Genomic DNA, 21,116 nt, shown 5'->3' with positions numbered 1-21,116 from the left:
GTGACGGCGCCGGTTGGGTGATATGTTGCCCAACCGGTTTCAGCATATTCCTGGAATTGCCCACAGGGCTGCGGGAGCAGGGAAAAAACGATAAACTAACACTTCTTTCCATTTTTGTGAGCCTGCTCAAAATCTGTTGATGCCTGTGTCCTTCCGTTTGTTGCCAACGTTGACCTGTCTCCTGCTGCTGCCGGGCGTTCCCGTCTGGGCGCTGACCGCCAGCGACACCACTCGCCCCACACCAGCACAAGATCCGTTGCCCGATATGGGGATTGCTCCCCAGGTTGATGACGACGCCCGGCACTTTGCCGAAGTGGCGAAGAAGTTTGGCGAGGCCAGCATGAGCGATAACGGACTGACGGCGGGCGAGCAGGCGCAGCTGTTCGCCATCAGCAAAATCGGCAATGAAGTGAGCCATGAGCTGGAGAGTTGGCTGTCACCATGGGGCAACGCCAATGTCGACCTGCTGGTCGATAAAGAGGGTAAGTTCACCGGCAGTAAAGGGAGCTGGTTTGTACCGTTGCAGGATAACGACCGTTACCTGACCTGGAACCAGTATTCGGTGACCCGGCGCGAGAACGATCTGGTGGGCAACATTGGACTTGGCCAGCGCTGGCGGGTCGGTGGCTGGCTGCTGGGCTATAACTCGTTTTACGACAAAGTGCTGAGCGAAAGCCTGGCGCGCGGCAGCGTCGGCGCGGAGGCGTGGGGAGAATACCTCCGGCTGTCGGCAAACTACTACCATCCGCTGGGCGACTGGCAACTGCGCGATAATCAGACTCAGGAGCAGCGGATGGCCGCGGGGTATGACGTCACCGCCCAGGCGCGGCTACCGTTCTACCAGCACATTAATACCAGCGTCAGCGTCGAACAGTACTTCGGCGATAGCGTCGATCTTTTTCACACCGGTACCGGCTACCATAATCCGGTGGCCGTCTCCGTTGGGCTCAATTACACCCCGGTCCCGCTGGTCACCGTTACCGCTAAGCATAAGCAGGGGGAAAATGGCGTCAGCCAGAACAATGTGGGCCTGAAGCTAAACTACCGCTTCGGCGTACCCCTTAAGCAGCAGCTGGCCGCAGACGAGGTAGCGATCAGCAACTCACTGCGCGGGAGCCGCTTCGATAGTCCGGAGCGGGATAATCTGCCGGTGGTGGAGTATCGTCAACGCAAAAATCTGACAGTCTATCTGGCCACGCCGCCCTGGGATCTGCAGTCCGGAGAGACGGTGCAGCTGAAGCTGCAGATCCATAGCCTGCACGGTATCAAGGCGCTGCACTGGCAGGGTGACACCCAGGCGCTTAGCCTGACGCCGCCGGTGGATGGCGCCAGCCCGGATGGCTGGAGCGTGATCATGCCGGTGTGGAACAGTGAACCGGGCGCCGCGAACCGCTGGCGCCTGTCGGTGGTGGTGGAGGATAAACAGGGGCAGCGCGTCTCCTCCAATGAGATCGCTCTGGCGCTGACCGAGCCGCTGGTCAAGTTCACCGCGCCTGGCGTCTCCTGGACGGAATCGCCTTAGAAAATTCGCTCCTGGTGGACCCATACCGCGGCTTCCACGCGGGATTTGAGCTTCATTTTCTTCAGCATGTGCTTCACGTGTACTTTGACGGTGCTTTCGGTGATATCCAGGCGACGGGCGATCATTTTGTTCGGCAGTCCCTGGGCGATCAGCTTGAGGATGTCGCGCTCGCGCGGGGTCAACTGGCTGATGTCGCGATCGGAGGTGGCGCGGTTGGCGCGCAGGCTGGCGGCCAGCACCGGGGTTAACGCTTCGCTTAATACCATCTCTCCGGCGGCGGCCTGCTGCAGGGCTTTCAGCAGATCTTCCGGCTCCATATCTTTCAGCAGATAGCCATCGGCGCCGCGCTTCAGGGCGGTGACAACGTCCTCTTCATGGTTGGAGACGCTGAAGACCACCACCCGGCCAGAAAGCGATTTCTCACGCAGTTTGTCCAGCGTTTCCAGGCCATTCATGCCCGGCATATTGAGGTCGAGCAGGATCAGGTCCGGATCCAGCGATTCCGCCAGCTCGATACCCTGGGCACCATTGCTGGCCTCGCCAATCACCTGGATGTCTGGTGCCATGCTGATCAATTGTTTTACGCCGGTGCGCAGCATCGGATGGTCGTCAATGAGAAGGATGGTTGCCCGTTCCTGTTGACTCATGGGGGTCTCCTTATTGGATGGAAAACGTTTTTTCCGGGATAAACGTGACGATCACTTCGGTTCCACCGGTTTCCCGGCGTCGTACCTGACAGTCACCGCGCAAGCTCTGGGCGCGATCCCGCATAATAATTAAACCGTAATGGTTACTCCGCTCGGCGTGATCCGGCACGCCGCGGCCGTTATCCGCCACCACCAGACGGACCTGATTATCGCGTTGTGACACCGTCACGGTTACTTCGGTCGCGCTGGCATGCTTCAGGGCGTTGCTTAACGCTTCGCGGGCGATCTGCAGCAGGTGAATGGCCTGATGCGACGGTACAAAGCGCGGTGGAAGCTGATAATCAAGCTGTACCGTAAATCCGAAGTGGGCGCTGTACTCCTGACAGCTGGCCTCCAGCGCCGGGCGCAGGCCCGCCTCGGTCAGCTGCAGGCGGAAGGTGGTTAACAGCTCCCGCAGCTGGGCCCAGGAGGTATTCAGCTCGTTGCGAATCTGCCCCAGCAGCTGGCGGCTCTCCGCCGGTAAGGCGTCGCCCTGCATCTGCAGACAGCTGACCTGCATCTTCATACAGGACAGCGACTGGGCGATGGAGTCGTGCAGCTCGCGGGCGATAGTGGCCCGCTCTTCCATGACGATCAGCTGCTGCTGTTTCTCCTGATGACGGTCCAGCGCCAGGGTACTGGTCAGTTGTTCCACCAGGGTATCCACCAGTTGCTGCTGATCGTGGCTGAGATGGCGGCCAACCGGCAGCGTCGCCAGCAGAATGCCGTACTGATTATGCGCATCCGATAGCCGCCACTTCAGCGTTGTTCCGCCATCCGGCAGAGGCGGCAGATTGCGTGGACAGAGGTAGCAGCCTTTATCATCACATTCATAATCCGAATGGCAGGTAAACTCCTGGTGATTATCTTCGTCTTCCAGGTCGTAAACCCGTACCTCGATATCGCGCAGCAGCGTCAGCCCCTGCAGGCCATTCAGTACCGGTGAAATCCGCTCGCAGAGCGGGGCGCTGGCATGCAGCCGGCGATTGGCCTGCCATAAGAAAGCGAGGATCTCGTTCTTCTGTTCCAGCCCGGCAGTCTTCTCCTGCACCCGCCGCTCGAGCACGGCGTAGCTTTCCGCCAGCTCTTCCGACATGTTATTCAGCGCCATGCCGAGGGTCGCCATTTCGTTACGCCCGCTGATGTGCGCCCGCTGGGTGAAATCGCGTTGGCTGACCGCCCGCGCCATGCCCAGCAGCTGTTTCCACGGCCGCAGCAGGCGGGCGCGTAACCAGATGATGGTAAAAATCAGCAGCAGCGCCATACCAATGGCGAGGATGCGATGGATCCAGACTACCCGCTCGATACGCTGCTCGGTGGTGTGGTCGAATGCCGTGACCAGCTGGTCGATACGATCGACAAAGTCGGCGACATCCTGGGCCACTTCCGCCTGGTTAACCGCACGCTGCATGCCGGGGGCCAGCGCCTGCTGCCAGTATTGCTGCAGCGCTTTTAACTGTTGTTCCTGGCCGTCGCGGCGGGCGGAATTTTGCAGCTCGGGGCTGAAGACGGTGGCGGTCATGTCCGCCACCAGCTTTTGATCGTTTTCATTCAGCGGGATCGCCGCCAGCAGCCGGTAGCTTTGCATACGCAATGAACCGGCCTTGTTAATCGCGTGGGCGCTGCCCTGGACGCCGTTCACCAGGCGCGCGGAGATCGCCATACCGGCGACGCCAATAATGGTGGCGAGCAGCACGATTAACGCCAGTTGATTGACCAGCGTCAGCGGAGTAAAAAGACGTTTTAACATGGAATGCGTGGCTCCTGACCGGTGATCTCTCCGGGAGTGGCGCTTATTCTCGGCTATCCCCTGGAGTATACCCATACCCCTAAAGAGTTACTCCTTAATTGTCGGTGGTAGGCGCTATTGGGGGTGGGGTTATACGCAACCCGGCAGCCGCGTGATAAACCACACTTTTTTCCTCACCATTCTCTACTCACTTCGGAGCATGGTTTATTTTTGCACAAATTAGTGCGCGCTTTTCCTTTGATTTATATCAACTTACCGCCCCGGGCAACCCCTAAGGTAGCGGCAGGAAATATGAATAATCAGAGGTATCTATGAGTCAATCTTCCCTACCGGAGAAGGCTAACCGCTCGGTCATTACCGACTGGCGCCCTGAAGATCCTGAATTCTGGCAACAGCGCGGTCACCGTGTGGCGAGCCGTAATCTATGGATCTCCGTTCCCTGTCTGTTACTGGCGTTCTGCGTATGGATGTTGTTCAGCGCCGTCGCCGTTAATCTCAACAAAGTGGGCTTTCAGTTTACGACCGATCAGCTGTTTATGCTGACCGCGCTGCCGGCGCTGTCTGGCGCCTTATTGCGCGTGCCTTACGCCTTTATGGTGCCGCTGTTCGGCGGCCGTCGCTGGACGGCGTTCAGCACCGGGATCATGATTATTCCGTGCGTCTGGCTGGGCTTTGCGGTCCAGGATACTTCCACGCCGTTTAGCGTCTTCGTGATTATCTCGTTGTTGTGCGGCTTCGCCGGGGCCAACTTTGCCTCCAGTATGGCCAACATCAGCTTCTTCTTCCCGAAAGCGAAGCAGGGCGGGGCGCTCGGCGTCAACGGCGGCCTCGGTAATATGGGCGTCAGCGTGATGCAGCTGGTCGCACCGCTGGTGGTGTCGGTCTCTGTGTTTGCCATTTTTGGCGGGACCGGCAGCGAGCAGCCTGACGGCTCAATGCTGTATCTGGAAAACGCCGCGTGGATCTGGGTACCTTTCCTGATTATTTTCACTCTGGCGGCGTGGTTCTTTATGAATGACCTGTCGGCTTCTAAAGCCTCGCTGAGCGAACAGCTGCCTGTGCTCAAACGCCTGCATCTGTGGATCATGGCGCTGCTCTATCTGGCCACCTTCGGCTCCTTCATCGGATTCTCCGCCGGCTTCGCCATGCTGTCGAAAACCCAGTTCCCGGACGTGCAGATCCTGCACTACGCCTTCTTCGGCCCCTTTATTGGCGCGCTGGCGCGTTCGATGGGCGGGGCGATCTCCGATCGTCTCGGCGGGACTCGCGTGACGCTGGTCAACTTCGTGGTGATGGCTGTCTTCTGCGCGCTGCTGTTCCTGACCCTGCCGACTAACGGCCAGGGCGGCAACTTCATCGCCTTCTTCGCGGTGTTCATGGTGCTGTTCCTGACCGCCGGGCTGGGGAGCGCCTCCACCTTCCAGATGATCTCCGTGATCTTCCGTAAGCTGACCATGGACCGCGTGAAGGCCCAGGGGGGTAGCGAAGCGCAGGCGATGCGCGAGGCGGCGACCGATACCGCGGCAGCGCTGGGCTTTATCTCGGCGATAGGCGCCATCGGCGGCTTCTTTATCCCGAAAGCGTTCGGCATTTCGCTGGATCTGACCGGCTCGCCGGCCGGCGCGATGAAAATCTTCCTCGTCTTCTATATTGCCTGCGTGGTGATCACCTGGGCGGTATACGGCCGTAAGCGTCAGTAATCCGCCATAGTCGATGTCGCTTCGTAAAGGCGTACTCCCAAAGGAGGCGCCTTTTTTTACTGGCTTAATTAGTTACAACATACTAATGGGCGGTTTTATTCGTTTTGGCCACTGAGCCGGGAAGGGACGGCTTGCCAGCGTCACCGCTCTACCCCTTAATACCTCCCCGGTGAACAATCTCGAGCCAGGCGACCCATTTTTCGTTAAAAAACATTAAAAAACATTAAGTTAAAAAATTGAGTTTCCTACCACCTTGGTGGTAATTGCAGTTTCCCTCCGCTTTAGCAAGCCAGTCCGGATTGATCGCCATCAATTCTCGCCCTCTTTCATAGCGTTACCTTCGCTGCAAATCCAGCAATGTCGATTTATCAGAGAGCCGTCAGGCTCCATATCAGGAGAAACCCGATGAGTAAATTCCTGGACCGGTTTCGCTACTTCAAACAGAAGGGTGAAACCTTTGCCGATGGGCACGGCCAGCTTCTAAACACCAACCGGGACTGGGAGGATGGATACCGTCAACGTTGGCAGCATGACAAAATTGTGCGTTCCACTCACGGTGTCAACTGCACCGGCTCATGCAGCTGGAAGATTTATGTGAAAAACGGTCTGGTGACCTGGGAAACGCAGCAGACTGACTACCCGCGCACCCGTCCGGACCTGCCAAACCACGAACCACGCGGCTGCCCGCGCGGCGCCAGCTACTCCTGGTATCTGTACAGCGCTAACCGCCTGAAATATCCGCTGATGCGTAAACGTCTGATGAAGATGTGGCGGGAAGCGAAAGTGCAGCATAGCGATCCGGTTGAGGCATGGGCCTCGATTATTGAAGACGCCGACAAAGCCAAAAGCTTCAAACAGGCTCGCGGTCGCGGCGGGTTTGTCCGCTCCTCCTGGCAGGAAGTGAATGAGCTGATTGCCGCCTCCAACGTCTATACCGTGAAAACTTACGGTCCGGACCGCGTGGCCGGCTTCTCGCCGATCCCGGCGATGTCGATGGTCTCCTACGCTTCCGGCGCCCGTTATCTGTCGCTGATCGGCGGCACCTGCCTGAGCTTCTACGACTGGTACTGCGACCTGCCGCCAGCTTCGCCGATGACCTGGGGCGAACAGACCGACGTCCCCGAATCGGCGGACTGGTATAACTCCAGCTACATTATCGCCTGGGGCTCCAACGTGCCGCAGACCCGTACCCCGGATGCCCACTTCTTTACCGAAGTCCGCTACAAAGGCACCAAAACCGTGGCGATCACTCCGGACTACGCCGAAATCGCCAAACTCTGCGATCTGTGGCTGGCGCCGAAGCAGGGTACCGATGCCGCGATGGCGCTGGCGATGGGCCATGTGATGCTGCGCGAGTTCCATCTCGATAAGCCGAGCCAGTACTTCACCGATTATGTGCGCCGCTATACCGACATGCCGATGCTGGTGATGCTTGAGGAGCGCGACGGTTATTACGCCGCCGGCCGCACGCTGCGCGCGGCCGACCTCGTGGATTCCCTTGGTCAGGAAAACAATCCGGAATGGAAAACCGTTGCCTTTGACGAGAAGGGCGACATGACCGTACCGAACGGTTCCCTCGGATTCCGCTGGGGCGACAAAGGCAAATGGAACCTCGAACAGCGCGACGGTAAAACTGGCGAAGAGATTGAGCTGCGTCTGAGCCTGCTGGGTAGCCATGACGAGGTCGCGAACGTCGGCTTCCCGTACTTCGGCGGCGAAGGTTCTGAGCATTTCAACAAAGTCGACCTCGAAAACATTCTGCTGCACAAACTGCCGGTAAAACGCCTGCAACTGGCCGATGGTTCCACCGCGCTGGTGACCACCGTTTACGATCTGACCATGGCGAACTACGGCCTGGAACGCGGTCTGAACGATGATAACTGCGCCACCGGCTACGATGAAGTGAAAGCCTACACCCCGGCCTGGGCGGAGAAGATCACCGGCGTCTCCCGCGCGCATATCATCCGCACTGCACGCGAATTTGCCGATAACGCCGATAAGACCCACGGTCGCTCGATGATTATCGTCGGGGCGGGCCTCAACCACTGGTTCCACCTCGACATGAACTACCGCGGTCTGATCAATATGCTGATCTTCTGCGGCTGCGTCGGTCAGAGCGGCGGCGGTTGGGCGCACTATGTGGGCCAGGAAAAACTGCGTCCGCAGACCGGCTGGCAGCCGCTGGCGTTCGCCCTCGACTGGCAGCGTCCGGCACGCCACATGAACAGTACTTCGTACTTCTATAACCACTCCAGTCAGTGGCGCTATGAAACTGTGACTGCGCAGGAACTGCTGTCGCCGATGGCGGATAAATCCCGTTACAGCGGCCACCTGATCGACTTTAACGTGCGCGCAGAGCGCATGGGCTGGCTGCCGTCGGCGCCGCAGTTAGGGGTGAACCCGCTGCGTATCGCTGATGAAGCGAAAAAAGCCGGCATGACCCCGGTCGATTACACCGTGAAGTCGTTGCAAGAGGGCTCGATTCGCTTTGCGGCCGAGCAGCCGGAAAACGGCAAAAACCACCCGCGTAACCTGTTTATCTGGCGCTCCAACCTGCTCGGCTCCTCCGGTAAAGGCCATGAATATATGCTCAAGTACCTGCTGGGTACCGAGAACGGCATTCAGGGCAAAGACCTTGGCAAGCAGGGCGGCGTGAAGCCGGAAGAAGTCGAATGGCGGGATAACGGCCTCGACGGCAAACTGGATCTGGTGGTGACCCTCGACTTCCGTCTGTCGAGCACCTGTCTCTATTCCGACATCGTGCTGCCGACCGCCACCTGGTACGAAAAAGACGACATGAATACTTCGGACATGCATCCGTTTATTCACCCGCTGTCGGCCGCCGTTGACCCGGCCTGGGAATCAAAAAGCGACTGGGATATCTATAAAGGTATCGCGAAGAAATTCTCTGAAGTCTGCGTCGGCCACCTCGGCAAAGAAACCGACGTCGTTACACTGCCGATTCAACACGATTCCGCCGCGGAAATGGCGCAGCCGTTTGACGTGAAAGACTGGAAAAAAGGCGAATGCGACCTGATCCCAGGGAAAACCGCGCCGCATATTATTCCGGTGGAGCGTGATTACCCGGCGACTTACGAACGTTTCACCTCGATCGGCCCGCTGCTGGAAACCATCGGTAACGGCGGGAAAGGCATCGCCTGGAACACCCAGAGCGAGATGGATCTGCTGCGTAAGCTCAACTACACCAAGGCGGAAGGCCCGGCGAAAGGCCAGCCGAAGCTGGAAACGGCCATCGACGCCGCGGAAATGATCCTCACCCTGGCGCCGGAGACCAACGGTCAGGTGGCGGTGAAGGCGTGGAAAGCGCTGAGCGAGATCACCGGTCGCGAGCACGCGCACCTGGCGCTGAACAAAGAAGATGAGAAGATCCGCTTCCGCGATATTCAGGCGCAGCCGCGGAAGATTATCTCCAGCCCGACCTGGTCTGGCCTGGAAGACGAGCATGTCTCCTATAACGCCGGCTACACCAACGTTCACGAGCTGATCCCGTGGCGTACGCTGTCCGGCCGTCAGTCGCTGTATCAGGATCATCAGTGGATGCGCGACTTTGGCGAAAGCCTGCTGGTCTATCGTCCGCCGATCGACACCCGTTCGGTGAAAGCGGTGATGGGCGAGAAGTCCAACGGCAACCCGGAGAAGGCGCTGAACTTCCTGACCCCGCACCAGAAATGGGGTATCCACTCGACCTACAGCGATAACCTGCTGATGCTGACCCTGTCGCGCGGCGGGCCGATCGTCTGGATGAGCGAAGCGGATGCGAAAGATCTGGGTATCGAAGATAACGACTGGATCGAAGTGTTTAACGCCAACGGCGCCCTGACGGCGCGCGCGGTGGTGAGCCAGCGTGTACCGGCCGGGATGACCATGATGTATCACGCCCAGGAACGCATCGTGAACCTGCCGGGCTCTGAAATCACCGGTCAGCGCGGGGGGATCCACAACTCCGTCACCCGTATTACGCCAAAACCGACCCACATGATCGGCGGCTACGGCCACCTGGCCTATGGCTTTAACTACTACGGTACCGTCGGCTCCAACCGCGATGAGTTTGTAGTGGTACGTAAGATGAAGAACATTAACTGGTTAGACGGCGAAGGCAACGACCAGGTACAGGAGAGCGTAAAATGAAAATTCGTTCACAAGTCGGCATGGTGCTGAATCTCGATAAGTGCATCGGCTGCCATACCTGTTCGGTGACCTGTAAAAACGTCTGGACCAGCCGGGAAGGGATGGAATACGCCTGGTTCAACAACGTGGAGAGCAAACCTGGCGTTGGCTTCCCGAACGACTGGGAAAACCAGGAAAAATGGAAGGGCGGCTGGATCCGCAAAATCAACGGTAAACTGCAGCCGCGCATGGGCAACCGCGCGATGCTGCTGGGTAAAATCTTCGCCAACCCACATCTGCCGGGGATCGATGATTACTACGAGCCGTTTGATTATGACTACCAGAATCTGCATAACGCGCCGGAAAGCAAGCATCAGCCGATTGCTCGTCCGCGCTCGCTGATCACCGGCCAGCGGATGGACAAGATCACCAGCGGTCCGAACTGGGAAGAGATCCTCGGCGGCGAGTTCGAAAAACGCGCCAAAGATCAGAACTTCGACAACATGCAGAAGGCGATGTACGGTCAGTTCGAAAACACCTTCATGATGTATCTGCCGCGCTTGTGCGAGCACTGCCTGAACCCGGCCTGCGTCGCGACCTGCCCGAGTGGCGCCATCTATAAGCGTGAAGAAGACGGCATCGTGCTGATCGACCAGGACAAGTGCCGCGGCTGGCGGATGTGTATCACCGGCTGCCCGTACAAGAAGATCTATTTCAACTGGAAGAGCGGGAAGTCCGAGAAATGCATCTTCTGTTACCCGCGTATTGAATCCGGAATGCCGACGGTGTGCTCCGAAACCTGCGTGGGCCGTATCCGCTATCTCGGGGTCCTGCTGTACGACGCGGACGCGATTGAAAACGCCGCCAGCACCGAGAACGAGAAAGATCTGTATCAGCGCCAGCTGGACGTATTCCTCGATCCAAACGATCCGAAAGTGATTGAACAGGCGTCAAAAGATGGCGTTCCGCAGGGCGTTATTGAGGCCGCGCAGCAGTCGCCGGTCTACAAAATGGCGATGGACTGGAAGCTGGCCCTGCCGCTGCACCCGGAATATCGCACCCTGCCAATGGTCTGGTACGTGCCGCCGCTGTCGCCAATTCAGTCGGCTGCGGACGCTGGCGAATTGGGTAGCAACGGTATTCTGCCGGACGTGGAAAGCCTGCGTATTCCGGTGCAATATCTGGCGAACCTGCTGACCGCGGGCGATACCCAGCCGGTCCTGCTGGCCCTGAAACGCATGCTGGCGATGCGTCATTATAAGCGTGCGGAAACCGTTGACGGCGTCGTCGATACCCGCGCGCTGGAAGAGGTGGGGCTGAGCGAAGCACAGGCCCAGGAGATGTACCGCTATCTGGCCATCGCTAACTATGAAGATCGTTTCGTGGTGCCGAGCAGCCATCGTGAACAGGCTCGCGATGCCTTCCCGGATAAGAGCGGCTGCGGCTTTACCTTCGGCGATGGTTGCCACGGCTCTGATAGCCAGTTCAACCTGTTCAACAGCCGTCGCATCGACGCTATCGACGTCACCAGCAAAACGGAGCCGCACGCATGATTGAACTCGTGATTATGTCGCGTCTGCTCGAATACCCTGACGCTGCCTTATGGCAGCATCAGCAAGAGATGTTCGAGGCGCTCGCGTCATCAGAGAAACTCAGCAAAGAGGATGCCCACGCGCTGGGCGTTTTCCTGCGCGATCTAGTGGCTCAGGATCCGCTGGACGCCCAGTCGGCGTATAGCGAACTGTTTGACCGCGGCCGCGCTACCTCGCTGCTGCTGTTTGAACACGTGCACGGCGAATCCCGCGACCGCGGGCAGGCGATGGTGGACCTGATGGCGCAGTATGAGCGCCACGGTCTGCTGCTGGATAGCCATGAGCTGCCGGATCACCTGCCGCTGTATCTGGAGTATCTGGCGCAACTGCCGGAAGAGGAAGCGCTCGGCGGCCTGCGGGACGTTGCGCCGATCCTCGGCTTGCTCAGCGCACGCTTGCAGCAGCGCGAAAGTCGCTATGCGGTGCTGTTCGAGCTGTTGCTGAAGCTGGCCAATACCCATGTCGACAGTCAGAAGGTGGCGGAGAAGATTGCCGACGAGGCGCGCGACGATACGCCGCAGGCGCTGGACGCAGTCTGGGAAGAAGAACAGGTCAAATTCTTTGCCGACCAGGGCTGCGGCGAGTCGGAGATCTCCGCTCACCAGCGTCGTTTTGCCGGAGCCGTGGCCCCGCAATATCTGAATATCTCTAACGGAGGACAGCAATAATGCACTTCCTGAATATGTTCTTCTTTGACATTTATCCGTACATTGCGGGCTCGGTGTTTCTGATGGGCAGCTGGTTGCGCTATGACTATGGCCAGTACACCTGGCGCGCCGCCTCCAGCCAGATGCTGGACCGTAAGGGGATGAACCTGGCATCGAACCTGTTCCATATCGGCATCCTGGGTATTTTCGCCGGCCACTTCCTCGGTATGCTGACCCCGCACTGGATGTATGAGTCCTTTCTGCCGATCGACGTCAAGCAGAAGATGGCGATGATCGCCGGCGGCGCCTGCGGCGTGATGACCCTGGTGGGCGGGTTACTGCTGCTCAAGCGTCGCCTGCTCAGCCCGCGCGTTCGCGCCACCACCACCGGAGCGGATATTCTGATCCTTTCGTTGCTGATGGTGCAGTGTGCGCTCGGCCTGCTGACGATCCCATTCTCAGCACAGCATATGGACGGCAGTGAAATGATGAAGCTGGTTGGCTGGGCGCAGTCGGTGGTGACGTTCCACGGCGGTGCATCACAGCATCTGGATGGCGTGGCGTTTATTTTCCGCGTTCACCTGGTGCTGGGGATGACGCTGTTCCTGCTGTTCCCGTTCTCCCGTCTGGTTCATATCTGGAGCGCGCCGGTCGAATATCTGACGCGCAAATACCAGATTGTCCGCGCCCGTCGCTAACTGGCCCGCGACTGCTCACTGACCCCGCCACGGCGGGGTTTTTTTTCGCCCCAGCCGAGGTTATTACCTGCGGCGGCAAACAGAATAAGCATCCCGCCAATCAACTGCACAGGGGTCAACGCATGGTGGAAGACCAGATAGTCGACCACCATTGCCACCAGCGGATAAATAAAGGAGAGCGAACCGGTAATGGGCGTCGGCAGTTTCTGTATCGCGCTATATAAAAGCTGATACATGATCCCGGTATGGACGATGCCGAGGATCAGCAGGTAGCGCCAGGGGAAGCTGGCCGTCCATTCGGGGGCATGCACCAGCGGCAGCAGCATCACGACGCCAACGAGAACCTGAATGAAGGCGATATGCTGTGCGGGGAGCGGATGCAGTTTGCGCGCGATGATGGCGGTCAGGGCATAGAAGAATGCCGCGCCCAGCGCCAGCAAAACGCCGGTAGTGAGCCCCTCTCCATGCGCGGACGTCAGCTCGCTTGACAACAGGATCACTACGCCGCCAAAGGCCAGCAGTAGCCATCCCCATTTCACGGCGCTGACCCGTTCCCCCAGCACCATCCCCATCAGTACCAGCATAAACGGCTGGGTGTTATAGACCACGGTGGCCATACCGATTGAGATCCGCGAATAGGCGGCAAACAGCAGCAGCCAGTTGACGACCAGCGCCGCGCCGCCAATCACCGCCAGAGCGAGAGTGAAACGCGTTAGCCGGCTGAAGGGCTGGCCGCTTAACACGATAAACACCAGCAAGGTTAGCGCGCCAATCAGGCAGCGCCAGAACACCACATCCATCACCGGCAAACCAGAGAGCAGCACGAACGCGCCGATCGAGCCGGAGATTATCATTGCCAGGCTCATTTGCCAGACGCCGCGGGTAAGTTGCATTTTTCACCTCCACCATTTTTCAGTTATTGTGCGAAAAACCCTGACAGGGTGATATGGCTGAATTAAGGTAGAAAGAGGCGAATGCCTTTTATAATTAGGTGAAAAACATGAATGACGTACTTGATGAAATTGACCGGGCGATCCTCACTTGCCTGACTCAGGATGCCAGAGTCTCGCTAAAGGTATTAAGCGCGCGAGTGGGGCTGACCTCGCCGAGCACGGCCGAGCGGGTGAAGCGCCTGGAGGAGCGAGGCGTCATTCAGGGCTATGGGGCGCAGGTGAATCTCGCCGCGCTGGGCTACAGCCTCCAGGCGCTGGTGCGGGTCCGGCCGCTGCCTGGGCTGCTGCAGAAAGTGGATAAATATATCCAGGCGATGCCGGAATGCATTGAAAGTGACAAAGTGACCGGGGAAGATTGTTTCGTGATGCGCCTCGTGGTGCGCGATATTGCCCAGCTGGATACCCTGCTGGACGGTCTGGCCGAGTATGCGCAGTGTAACACCTCGGTGGTGAAAAGCTCGCCGGTAAAACGGCGGTTGCCACCGCTGTGAGTTTTCCCGGAGACGGTGCTGCGCACCTGTCCGGGCTACCAAACGGCACCACCTGTAGCCTCGCTAAGCGAAGCGCGAGCGAGGAGGTAGCAGTACAACCCGTAGGGCAGAATATAGCGTGTAGCCTCGCTAAGCGAAGCGCGAGCGAGGAGATAGCAGCACAGGTGGCTGAAGAGAGTGCAACAGTAGTGGGGGAAGGATAACTCGTCGCTATCGCTCCTCGCCCTTCGGGCCGTTGCCTGCGGCAACGTTCTCTCGCTACGCTCGAGTCGAACCTTAGTCGAAGCTTCTCATCCTTCCCCGTAGGGTAGAATATAGCGTGTAGCCTCGCTAAGCGAAGCGCGAGCGAGGAGATAGCAGCACAGGTGGCTGAAGAGAGTGCAACAGTAGTGGGGGAAGGATAACTTGGCGCTAAAGCGCCTCGCCCTTCGGGCCGTTGCCTGTGGCAACGTTCTCTCGCTACGCTCGAGTCGAACCTTGGTCAAAGCTTCTCATCCTTCCCCGTAGGGCAGAATATAGAGTATCGCAGGCGGAGTAAGCTGGGTAATACATGAAGAGATGGTGGTGGGGGAAGGATTCGAACCTTCGAAGTCGATGACGGCAGATTTACAGTCTGCTCCCTTTGGCCGCTCGGGAACCCCACCAGGGGTAAAATCACATTGTAGGCTATTCAGCAAAATGAATGGTGGTGGGGGAAGGATAACTCGTCGCTATCGCTCCTCGCCCTTCGGGCCGTTGCCTGTGGCAACGTTCTCTCGCTGGCGCTCGAGTCGAACCTTAGTCGAAGGTTCTTACCCTTCCCGCTAAGTGCAAACATCGTTTACGCTTGTCGGGGAAACCATATCACTGTAGTGAATAATGGTGGTGGGGGAAGGATTCGAACCTTCGAAGTCGATGACGGCAGATTTACAGTCTGCTCCCTTTGGCCGCTCGGGAACCCCACCACGGGGAATATTCACTTCTGATGCATTCAACAGGAGGGAAGGATTATTCGGAGCTAAAGCTCCTCACCCTTCGGGCCGTTGCCCTTGGCAACGTTCTCTCGCTGGCGCTCGAGTCGAACCTTTAAGTCGATGACTGCAGATTGACAGTCAGCTCCCTAATGAACGCTCGGGAACCCCACCACGGGGTAATGCTTGGTACTGGCCTGCTTCCTTCTCGGGAAGCGGGGCGCATCATACCAAATGATGCGCCCCTGTAAAGCATTCGTTTGACAAAAATAAACTGGTTGCCTGATTTTTACGCGTAACGCCGTAAAGCTAACCAATTCATTTCTCAGTCGATTAAAGAATAATCGTCCGGTTACCGTAAACGAAGACGCGCTGCGCCAGTACCTGATACAGCGCCCGGCTCAAGACGTTTTTCTCGACATCGCGCCCGGCGCGCATCATATCTTCTGCGGTATAGGTATGATCGACGTGAATCACGTCCTGCATGATGATTGGGCCTTCATCCAGATTGTCATTCACGTAGTGGGCGGTGGCGCCAATGATCTTCACGCCACGCTCATAGGCCTGATGATAGGGACGGGCACCGATAAACGCCGGTAAAAACGAATGGTGAATATTGATGATCTTGTTCGGGAAGCGGGCGACAAACTCCGGGGTGAGGACGCGCATATATTTGGCCAGTACTACGTAATCCGGCTCATGTGCTGCAATGGCATCTCCCATCTGCTTGTCGTGTTCTTCGCGGCTTAACCCTTCGTGGCTGACCAGCTCAAACGGAATACCAAAGCGCTCTACCAGCGGGCGCAACGTGTCATGGTTGCCGATAATCGCGGCGATGTCGACATCCAGTCCGCCGTAGTTGGCTTTCATCAGCAGGTCGCCGAGGCAGTGCGCCTCTTTCGTCACCAGAATGACCACGCGGCGACGGCCTGCCGGATTCAGTTCGCGGATAGAGCCTTCAGGCAGGGCGCTGTCGAGATCGGCCAGCAGAATAGCGTCGTTAAAAATGCCTTCCAGTTCGGTGCGCATAAAGAAACGACCGGTACGGTGGTCAACAAATTCATTGTTCTGCACAATGTTGAGTTCATGCTTGTAGCAGATATTGGTGATACGCGCGATGAGGCCTTTCTGATCAGGGCAAATAGTGCGTAGTACTTTACGTTGTAATGAATGCATCGCGAGGAAAATCCTGTAGTGTTTGCAAGCGCTACGGCAGCGTTACTGGCCGCAGCATTTTTTAAATTTTTTACCTGAGCCGCAAGGGCAGGGGTCATTACGACCAATCAGCGGTCGTGTCCCGTCGATATAGTACCACTGTCCATTTTCTTTTAAGAATCTGGAACGTTCAATAATGGCGCCCGGACGGTTATTGTCATTAAAGCGGGCGACAAAGCTGACAAAGCCTTCATGTGGTGCTCGCCCTTCATCACTGGCGAACAGGGTTAAGCCAAGCCACTCGGTCTGGCTAAACCCCTTCTCCAGTTCGGCGCGAAACGCCTGTGCCTGACAGGACGGATGCCAGGTTTTAATCAGATAGTCGGCGTCTTTCATGACGAACGCGCTATAGCGGGAGCGCATAAGCTGTGACGGGCCTGGCGCAAGCTCTGCGCCGCACAGATATCGCTGGCAACATGAGCTATACTCCAGTGCGCTGCCACAGGGGCATAATTGCGACAAGACTGCCTCCATGGAAGAAAGAGTTACGGCGCTTCAACGCCAAAGGTGTTTATGTTAACTGAGCCGTGACAATGTTGCCACGCTCAGAGTGGAAGGATAGTTATCAGTAATAATGAGAAAGCTTAAAATTGGTCTGGCGTTAGGGGCGGGAGCTGCCCGAGGATGGTCGCACATTGGCGTCATCAATGCCCTCCGTCAGGCTGGTATCGAGATTGATATCGTCGCGGGGTGCTCTATCGGTTCGCTGGTAGGGGCGGCGTATGCCTGCAACCGGCTCCCGGCGCTCGAGTCATGGATCTGCTCATTCAGCAACTGGGATGTCCTGAAGCTGATGGACCTCTCCTGGCGACGTGGGGGTCTGCTGCGCGGTGAAAAGGTATTTAATCATTACCGTCGCATCATGCCGGTGACCGATATCGAACGCTGCGAACGTCGGTTTGCTGCCGTCGCGACCAATTTAAGCACCGGCCGGGAACTGTGGTTTACTGAAGGCGATCTGCACTTAGCCGTTCGAGCCTCCTGCAGTATGCCAGGATTGATGGCGCCGGTAAGGCATAATGGTTACTGGCTGGTCGATGGCGCGGTGGTCAACCCGGTTCCCGTATCGCTGACGCGGGCAATGGGGGCCGATATCGTGATTGCCGTTGACCTGCAACATGATGCCCATCTCATGCAGCAAGATTTATTCTCCCTCGAAACGCCGCGGCCGGAAGCCGAAGAGAAGGAGGGCCCATGGCATACTCGTCTGCGCGCGCGGTTGACGCAAATGAGCTCCCGTCGTACGGCCGTGACGCCGACGGCGATGGAGATCATGACCACGTCTATCCAGGTTCTGGAGAACCGTCTTAAACGTAACCGCATGGCGGGTGACCCGCCGGATATCCTGCTGCAGCCATACTGTCCGCAAGTGTCGACGCTCGACTTCCATCGCGCAGGAGAGGCGATTGCCGCGGGCCATTTGGCCGTGGAAAAGAAAATGGATGAACTATTACCCTTAGTGCGTACAGCGGTTTGACGTACAAGTACCTGACTTAAGTAAAATCTGACAGGCGATAGTGAGAATAGCGTGCCACTATTGAATTATCGTCAGCCAGGGGAGATATCATGACGCAGCCATTGGCGGGGAAACAGATTCTGATAGTTGAAGACGAACCCGTTTTCCGCTCACTCTTGCATGGATGGCTGACCTCGCTGGGAGCAACAACCTGGCTGGCGGAAGATGGCATGGATGCCCTGCATAAAATGACCGAGGTGCGTCCAGACCTGATGATTTGCGACATCTCAATGCCGAGAATGAACGGTCTGGAACTGGTCGAGACGCTGCGTAACCGCGGCGAGCAGCTGCCGATTCTGATGATTTCCGCCACCGAAAACATGGCGGATATTGCCAAAGCGTTACGGCTGGGCGTCCAGGATGTGCTGTTAAAACCGGTGAAAGATTTCGATCGCCTGCGTGAAACCGTTTATGCTTGCCTGTATCCCGCGATGTTTAGTTCACGTGTGGAAGAGGAAGAGCGTTTATTTGAGGACTGGGACGCGCTGGTCAGTAATCCGACCGCCGCGTCGAGGCTGCTGCAGGAGCTGCAACCTCCAGTGCAACAGGAAATGTCGCATTGCCGCATTCATTATCGACAGCTGGTGTCGGCAGATAAACCGGGTCTGGTGCTCGATATTGCGCCGCTCTCGGAAAATGATTTGGCTTTCTATTGTCTGGATGTCACACGAGCAGGGGATAATGGCGTGCTGGCGGCATTATTACTGCGCGCGTTGTTCAATAGTCTGCTGCAGGAGCAACTGGCGCATCAGGGGCAACGGCTACCTGAAATGGGGAGTTTGTTAAAACAGGTCAATCAGTTGCTGCGTCAGGCGAATCTTCCCGGTCAGTTCCCTTTGCTGGTGGGTTATTACCACAGCGGTTTGAAAAATTTAATTCTGGTGTCAGCAGGCCTCAATGGCACGTTGAATACCGGTGAGCATCAAATTCAGATAAGTAATGGCGTTCCTTTAGGGACGCTGGGTGATGCCTATCTTAATCAAATTAGCCAGCGCTGCGCCTCATGGCAGTGCCAAATTTGGGGGGCCGGAGGGCGTTTACGCTTAATGTTGTCTGCGGAATGAGCAATTGCGTTTATATCTAAGCAGACGGCATTACCTGTAGCCCTTTACTGGTGGTACCATCGAGCAGTTTTATGCGTAAAAGTCCTAATTCGAGGCTATCGGAACCTTTTCAGACCAGTGAATACGCGGTTGGCTGATATACTCGACACGTTATTTGTAACGAGAAGTTTAAAAAACAAACAGTCCAGGAGATTTCAATGGCTGCCCTTAATTCTAAAGTCAGAAAAGCGGTTATCCCGGTAGCGGGATTAGGCACCAGGATGCTGCCTGCCACCAAAGCGATTCCAAAAGAAATGCTGCCGCTGGTAGATAAGCCGTTAATTCAGTACGTTGTTAATGAATGTATCGCTGCAGGAATTACTGAAATTGTTCTGGTAACGCACTCGTCGAAAAACTCTATCGAAAACCATTTCGATACCAGTTTTGAGCTGGAAGCGATGCTGGAAAAACGTGTAAAACGCCAGCTTCTGGAAGAAGTGCAGTCTATTTGCCCGCCGCACGTGACAATTATGCAGGTTCGCCAGGGCCTGGCGAAAGGCCTTGGCCACGCGGTACTTTGTGCTCATCCGGTAGTGGGTGATGAGCCGGTGGCGGTTATTCTGCCAGACGTTATTCTGGATGAGTTTGAGTCCGATCTGAGCCGCGATAACCTCGCGGAGATGATCTCTCGCTTTGATGAGACCGGCGCCAGCCAGATCATGGTTGAGCCTGTCGCGGATGTGACCGCGTATGGCGTGGTCGATTGTAAAGGTGAATCCCTGAAGCCGGGCGAAAGCGTGCCGATGGTGGGCGTGGTCGAGAAGCCAAAAGCTGACGTTGCGCCGTCTAACCTGGCGGTAGTAGGGCGCTATGTCCTCAGTGCAGATATTTGGCCGCTGCTGGCGAAGACCCCTCCGGGCGCCGGTGATGAAATTCAGCTGACTGACGCAATTGATATGCTGATCGAGAAAGAGACGGTTGAAGCTTATCATATGAAAGGCAAGAGCCATGACTGCGGCAATAAGCTCGGCTACATGCAGGCATTTGTCGAATATGGCATTCGCCACAAGACGCTTGGTGAAGATTTTAAAGCCTGGCTGGAAACCGCGGTGACGAAGTAATCCGCAGTGCTGAAGTAATCCGCAGTGCTATTGAAAGCCTGAAACCGGGAGCGCGTCAGCGACTCCCGGTTTTTGTTTGTCGAGCCTGAGGGCAAAAAAAATCCCGCCGGAGCGGGATTTTTAATATTGCGACAACGGAGATTAGATCAGGAAATCGTCCAGTGATTTACCTTGTTCGTCCATTGCTTTTTTGATCACCGCAGGAGTACGGCCCTGGCCAGTCCAGGTTTTGGTTTCGCCGTTTTCGTCTACATAGCTATATTTAGCCGGACGTGCAGCACGCTTAGTTTTGGTACCGGCTTTAACGGCAGCCATGGTGCTCAGCAGTTCATTCGGGTCAATACCGTCAGCAATCAGCATTTCACGGTATTGCTGCAGCTTACGCGTACGTTCTTCAATTTCTGCCGCGGCGGCGTTTTCTTCTTCACGGCGCTCGTTAACAACGACTTCTAATTTTTCCAGCATTTCTTCGAGCGTTTCAAGGGTGCATTCTCTTGCCTGCGCACGAAGAGTACGGATGTTGTTCAAAATTTTAAGTGCTTCGCTCATTGTAGTAATCTCAAACTTATATTGTGGGGTGGTTTGTTGAACTAATAATAGAGCGATAAAATGCGTTGTGCAATAGGGGAGAATGTAAGGAATTCAAAATTACTGGTTATTTGTCGCGGGAATTAATTAATTTAAGTTAAAATTCTCGTGCTGCTTCACATCTTTCCTCCTTATAGCCATGAGAGGTAGGCTGGCTAAAACACTGAGACCGTATGCTTTTTCTGAGGTTCGGTGAGAAAAATTATCCTTTACATGGGTAAATAGCCCTCGTCAGTATTAGCGCATTTTTGGTTACGCACCTTAATATAAAACAATGCGCAAGACCGCTTATAGCCCATGGGTACTGGCCCTATAAGCACGAAAAGACAATGGTTACCGCGCTGATAGCGTAACGGGGCGTACAAATAATGGCCCTGTAAATTCAATTCATCCTCTTAACCCTTTCTGTTTCCAGGCCCTTCAGCGCCGCGACAATACCCCTGCTGAAAGGGCGGCTGTACGCATAAAATATGGTACAATCGCCGCCGCGATAAAACACTTTGATTGGGGTCACGC

Annotated in this window: 17 protein-coding genes, 2 tRNA genes and 4 other RNA genes; 10 read left to right on the top strand and 13 right to left on the bottom strand. The window is 56.5% G+C overall.

Annotated features, from left to right (window positions below):
- Positions 1-139 precede the first annotated feature (139 nt).
- A complete protein-coding gene (locus CWM53_RS25955) occupies positions 140-1,522 on the top strand; it encodes a YchO/YchP family invasin (protein WP_100729518.1) in 1,383 nt (460 codons plus the stop codon).
- Here the strand turns inward: CWM53_RS25955 and narL are convergent.
- Entirely contained in the window at positions 1,519-2,169 is a 651-nt protein-coding gene (narL, locus tag CWM53_RS25950) for a two-component system response regulator NarL (RefSeq protein WP_002910198.1), read from the bottom strand. The genes CWM53_RS25955 and narL overlap by 4 nt on opposite strands.
- A gap of 10 nt (positions 2,170-2,179) precedes the next feature.
- Complete coding sequence (gene narX / locus CWM53_RS25945; RefSeq protein WP_100630687.1) at positions 2,180-3,958, bottom strand: nitrate/nitrite two-component system sensor histidine kinase NarX; 1,779 nt, start codon at positions 3,956-3,958, stop codon at positions 2,180-2,182.
- A 311-nt stretch (positions 3,959-4,269) separates the two neighbouring features.
- Between narX and CWM53_RS25940 the strand changes: the two genes are divergently transcribed.
- From CWM53_RS25940 to narI, 5 genes are all read left to right on the top strand, one after another.
- Positions 4,270-5,658 (top strand): NarK family nitrate/nitrite MFS transporter, encoded by a 1,389-nt coding sequence (locus CWM53_RS25940; RefSeq protein ID WP_061154196.1) that lies wholly within the window; start codon positions 4,270-4,272, stop codon positions 5,656-5,658.
- A 405-nt stretch (positions 5,659-6,063) separates the two neighbouring features.
- Positions 6,064-9,807: a nitrate reductase subunit alpha gene (locus tag CWM53_RS25935; protein WP_074385529.1), complete on the top strand. Its 3,744-nt coding sequence runs from the start codon at positions 6,064-6,066 to the stop codon at positions 9,805-9,807.
- Entirely contained in the window at positions 9,804-11,339 is a 1,536-nt protein-coding gene (gene narH, locus CWM53_RS25930; protein ID WP_100729517.1) for a nitrate reductase subunit beta, read from the top strand. The genes CWM53_RS25935 and narH overlap by 4 nt, the downstream gene beginning before the upstream one ends.
- Positions 11,336-12,046 (top strand): nitrate reductase molybdenum cofactor assembly chaperone, encoded by a 711-nt coding sequence (gene narJ, locus CWM53_RS25925; protein WP_074385531.1) that lies wholly within the window; start codon positions 11,336-11,338, stop codon positions 12,044-12,046. Before narH ends, narJ begins: the two co-directional genes overlap by 4 nt.
- Positions 12,046-12,723, top strand: a complete 678-nt coding sequence (narI, locus tag CWM53_RS25920; RefSeq protein WP_100729516.1) for a respiratory nitrate reductase subunit gamma — start codon at positions 12,046-12,048, stop codon at positions 12,721-12,723. Before narJ ends, narI begins: the two co-directional genes overlap by 1 nt.
- Here narI and CWM53_RS25915 read toward each other — a convergent pair.
- Entirely contained in the window at positions 12,720-13,616 is an 897-nt protein-coding gene (locus CWM53_RS25915) for a DMT family transporter (protein WP_012541354.1), read from the bottom strand. The genes narI and CWM53_RS25915 overlap by 4 nt on opposite strands.
- A gap of 107 nt (positions 13,617-13,723) precedes the next feature.
- Between CWM53_RS25915 and CWM53_RS25910 the strand changes: the two genes are divergently transcribed.
- A complete protein-coding gene (locus CWM53_RS25910; RefSeq protein ID WP_074385532.1) occupies positions 13,724-14,167 on the top strand; it encodes an Lrp/AsnC family transcriptional regulator in 444 nt (147 codons plus the stop codon).
- A gap of 183 nt (positions 14,168-14,350) precedes the next feature.
- Here the strand turns inward: CWM53_RS25910 and CWM53_RS25905 are convergent.
- The 8 genes from CWM53_RS25905 to CWM53_RS25870 form a co-directional block, all read right to left on the bottom strand.
- Positions 14,351-14,482, bottom strand: a non-coding RNA gene (locus CWM53_RS25905) — RtT sRNA.
- Positions 14,483-14,551: 69 nt separating this feature from the next.
- A non-coding RNA gene (locus tag CWM53_RS25900) (RtT sRNA) lies at positions 14,552-14,683 on the bottom strand.
- Between the two features lie 43 nt (positions 14,684-14,726).
- Positions 14,727-14,811, bottom strand: a tRNA-Tyr gene (locus CWM53_RS25895).
- A gap of 39 nt (positions 14,812-14,850) precedes the next feature.
- Positions 14,851-14,983: non-coding RNA, RtT sRNA (locus CWM53_RS25890), on the bottom strand.
- Positions 14,984-15,026: 43 nt separating this feature from the next.
- A tRNA-Tyr gene (locus CWM53_RS25885) sits at positions 15,027-15,111 on the bottom strand.
- A gap of 26 nt (positions 15,112-15,137) precedes the next feature.
- A non-coding RNA gene (locus CWM53_RS25880) (RtT sRNA) lies at positions 15,138-15,279 on the bottom strand.
- Positions 15,280-15,450: 171 nt separating this feature from the next.
- Positions 15,451-16,293 carry a formyltetrahydrofolate deformylase gene (gene purU, locus CWM53_RS25875; protein ID WP_074385533.1) on the bottom strand — a complete coding sequence of 281 codons (843 nt, stop codon included), beginning with the start codon at positions 16,291-16,293 and terminating at the stop codon, positions 15,451-15,453.
- 42 nt (positions 16,294-16,335) lie between these two features.
- Positions 16,336-16,794: a YchJ family protein gene (locus tag CWM53_RS25870; protein WP_061154202.1), complete on the bottom strand. Its 459-nt coding sequence runs from the start codon at positions 16,792-16,794 to the stop codon at positions 16,336-16,338.
- Between the two features lie 112 nt (positions 16,795-16,906).
- Here CWM53_RS25870 and rssA point away from each other — a divergent pair, with 112 nt between their 5' ends.
- From rssA to galU, 3 genes are all read left to right on the top strand, one after another.
- The gene (gene rssA, locus CWM53_RS25865; protein ID WP_061154203.1) at positions 16,907-17,809 is read left to right on the top strand and encodes a patatin-like phospholipase RssA; all 903 of its coding nucleotides are present in this window, start codon (positions 16,907-16,909) and stop codon (positions 17,807-17,809) included.
- 89 nt (positions 17,810-17,898) lie between these two features.
- Positions 17,899-18,912, top strand: a complete 1,014-nt coding sequence (gene rssB / locus CWM53_RS25860) for a two-component system response regulator RssB (RefSeq protein WP_061154204.1) — start codon at positions 17,899-17,901, stop codon at positions 18,910-18,912.
- 197 nt (positions 18,913-19,109) lie between these two features.
- Complete coding sequence (gene galU / locus CWM53_RS25855; protein WP_061154205.1) at positions 19,110-20,012, top strand: UTP--glucose-1-phosphate uridylyltransferase GalU; 903 nt, start codon at positions 19,110-19,112, stop codon at positions 20,010-20,012.
- Positions 20,013-20,153: 141 nt separating this feature from the next.
- Here galU and hns read toward each other — a convergent pair whose 3' ends face one another.
- The gene (hns, locus tag CWM53_RS25850; protein WP_002910103.1) at positions 20,154-20,561 is read right to left on the bottom strand and encodes a histone-like nucleoid-structuring protein H-NS; all 408 of its coding nucleotides are present in this window, start codon (positions 20,559-20,561) and stop codon (positions 20,154-20,156) included.
- A gap of 421 nt (positions 20,562-20,982) precedes the next feature.
- Positions 20,983-21,114, bottom strand: coding sequence for a hypothetical protein (locus CWM53_RS31420; protein WP_165785134.1), 132 nt, complete (start codon positions 21,112-21,114; stop codon positions 20,983-20,985).
- Between the last annotated feature and the right edge of the window lie 2 nt (positions 21,115-21,116).

This window comes from Klebsiella sp. A-Nf5 (assembly GCF_002810545.1).
Taxonomy (GTDB): domain Bacteria; phylum Pseudomonadota; class Gammaproteobacteria; order Enterobacterales; family Enterobacteriaceae; genus Klebsiella; species Klebsiella variicola.
This window is presented reverse-complemented; position numbering and strand designations above follow the sequence as displayed.

Bases quoted from the DNA above. Each gene is read 5' to 3' on its own strand.
- CWM53_RS25915 (WP_012541354.1), bottom strand. From the start codon at position 13,616: ATGCAACTTACCCGCGGCGTCTGGCAAATGAGCCTGGCAATGATAATC.
- narX (WP_100630687.1), bottom strand. From the start codon at position 3,958: ATGTTAAAACGTCTTTTTACTCCGCTGACGCTGGTCAATCAACTGGCG.
- CWM53_RS25955 (WP_100729518.1), top strand. From the start codon at position 140: ATGCCTGTGTCCTTCCGTTTGTTGCCAACGTTGACCTGTCTCCTGCTG.
- CWM53_RS25910 (WP_074385532.1), top strand. From the start codon at position 13,724: ATGAATGACGTACTTGATGAAATTGACCGGGCGATCCTCACTTGCCTG.
- CWM53_RS25940 (WP_061154196.1), top strand. From the start codon at position 4,270: ATGAGTCAATCTTCCCTACCGGAGAAGGCTAACCGCTCGGTCATTACC.
- narI (WP_100729516.1), top strand. From the start codon at position 12,046: ATGCACTTCCTGAATATGTTCTTCTTTGACATTTATCCGTACATTGCG.
- CWM53_RS25935 (WP_074385529.1), top strand. From the start codon at position 6,064: ATGAGTAAATTCCTGGACCGGTTTCGCTACTTCAAACAGAAGGGTGAA.
- narJ (WP_074385531.1), top strand. From the start codon at position 11,336: ATGATTGAACTCGTGATTATGTCGCGTCTGCTCGAATACCCTGACGCT.
- rssA (WP_061154203.1), top strand. From the start codon at position 16,907: ATGAGAAAGCTTAAAATTGGTCTGGCGTTAGGGGCGGGAGCTGCCCGA.
- narH (WP_100729517.1), top strand. From the start codon at position 9,804: ATGAAAATTCGTTCACAAGTCGGCATGGTGCTGAATCTCGATAAGTGC.
- purU (WP_074385533.1), bottom strand. From the start codon at position 16,293: ATGCATTCATTACAACGTAAAGTACTACGCACTATTTGCCCTGATCAG.
- hns (WP_002910103.1), bottom strand. From the start codon at position 20,561: ATGAGCGAAGCACTTAAAATTTTGAACAACATCCGTACTCTTCGTGCG.
- rssB (WP_061154204.1), top strand. From the start codon at position 17,899: ATGACGCAGCCATTGGCGGGGAAACAGATTCTGATAGTTGAAGACGAA.
- galU (WP_061154205.1), top strand. From the start codon at position 19,110: ATGGCTGCCCTTAATTCTAAAGTCAGAAAAGCGGTTATCCCGGTAGCG.
- narL (WP_002910198.1), bottom strand. From the start codon at position 2,169: ATGAGTCAACAGGAACGGGCAACCATCCTTCTCATTGACGACCATCCG.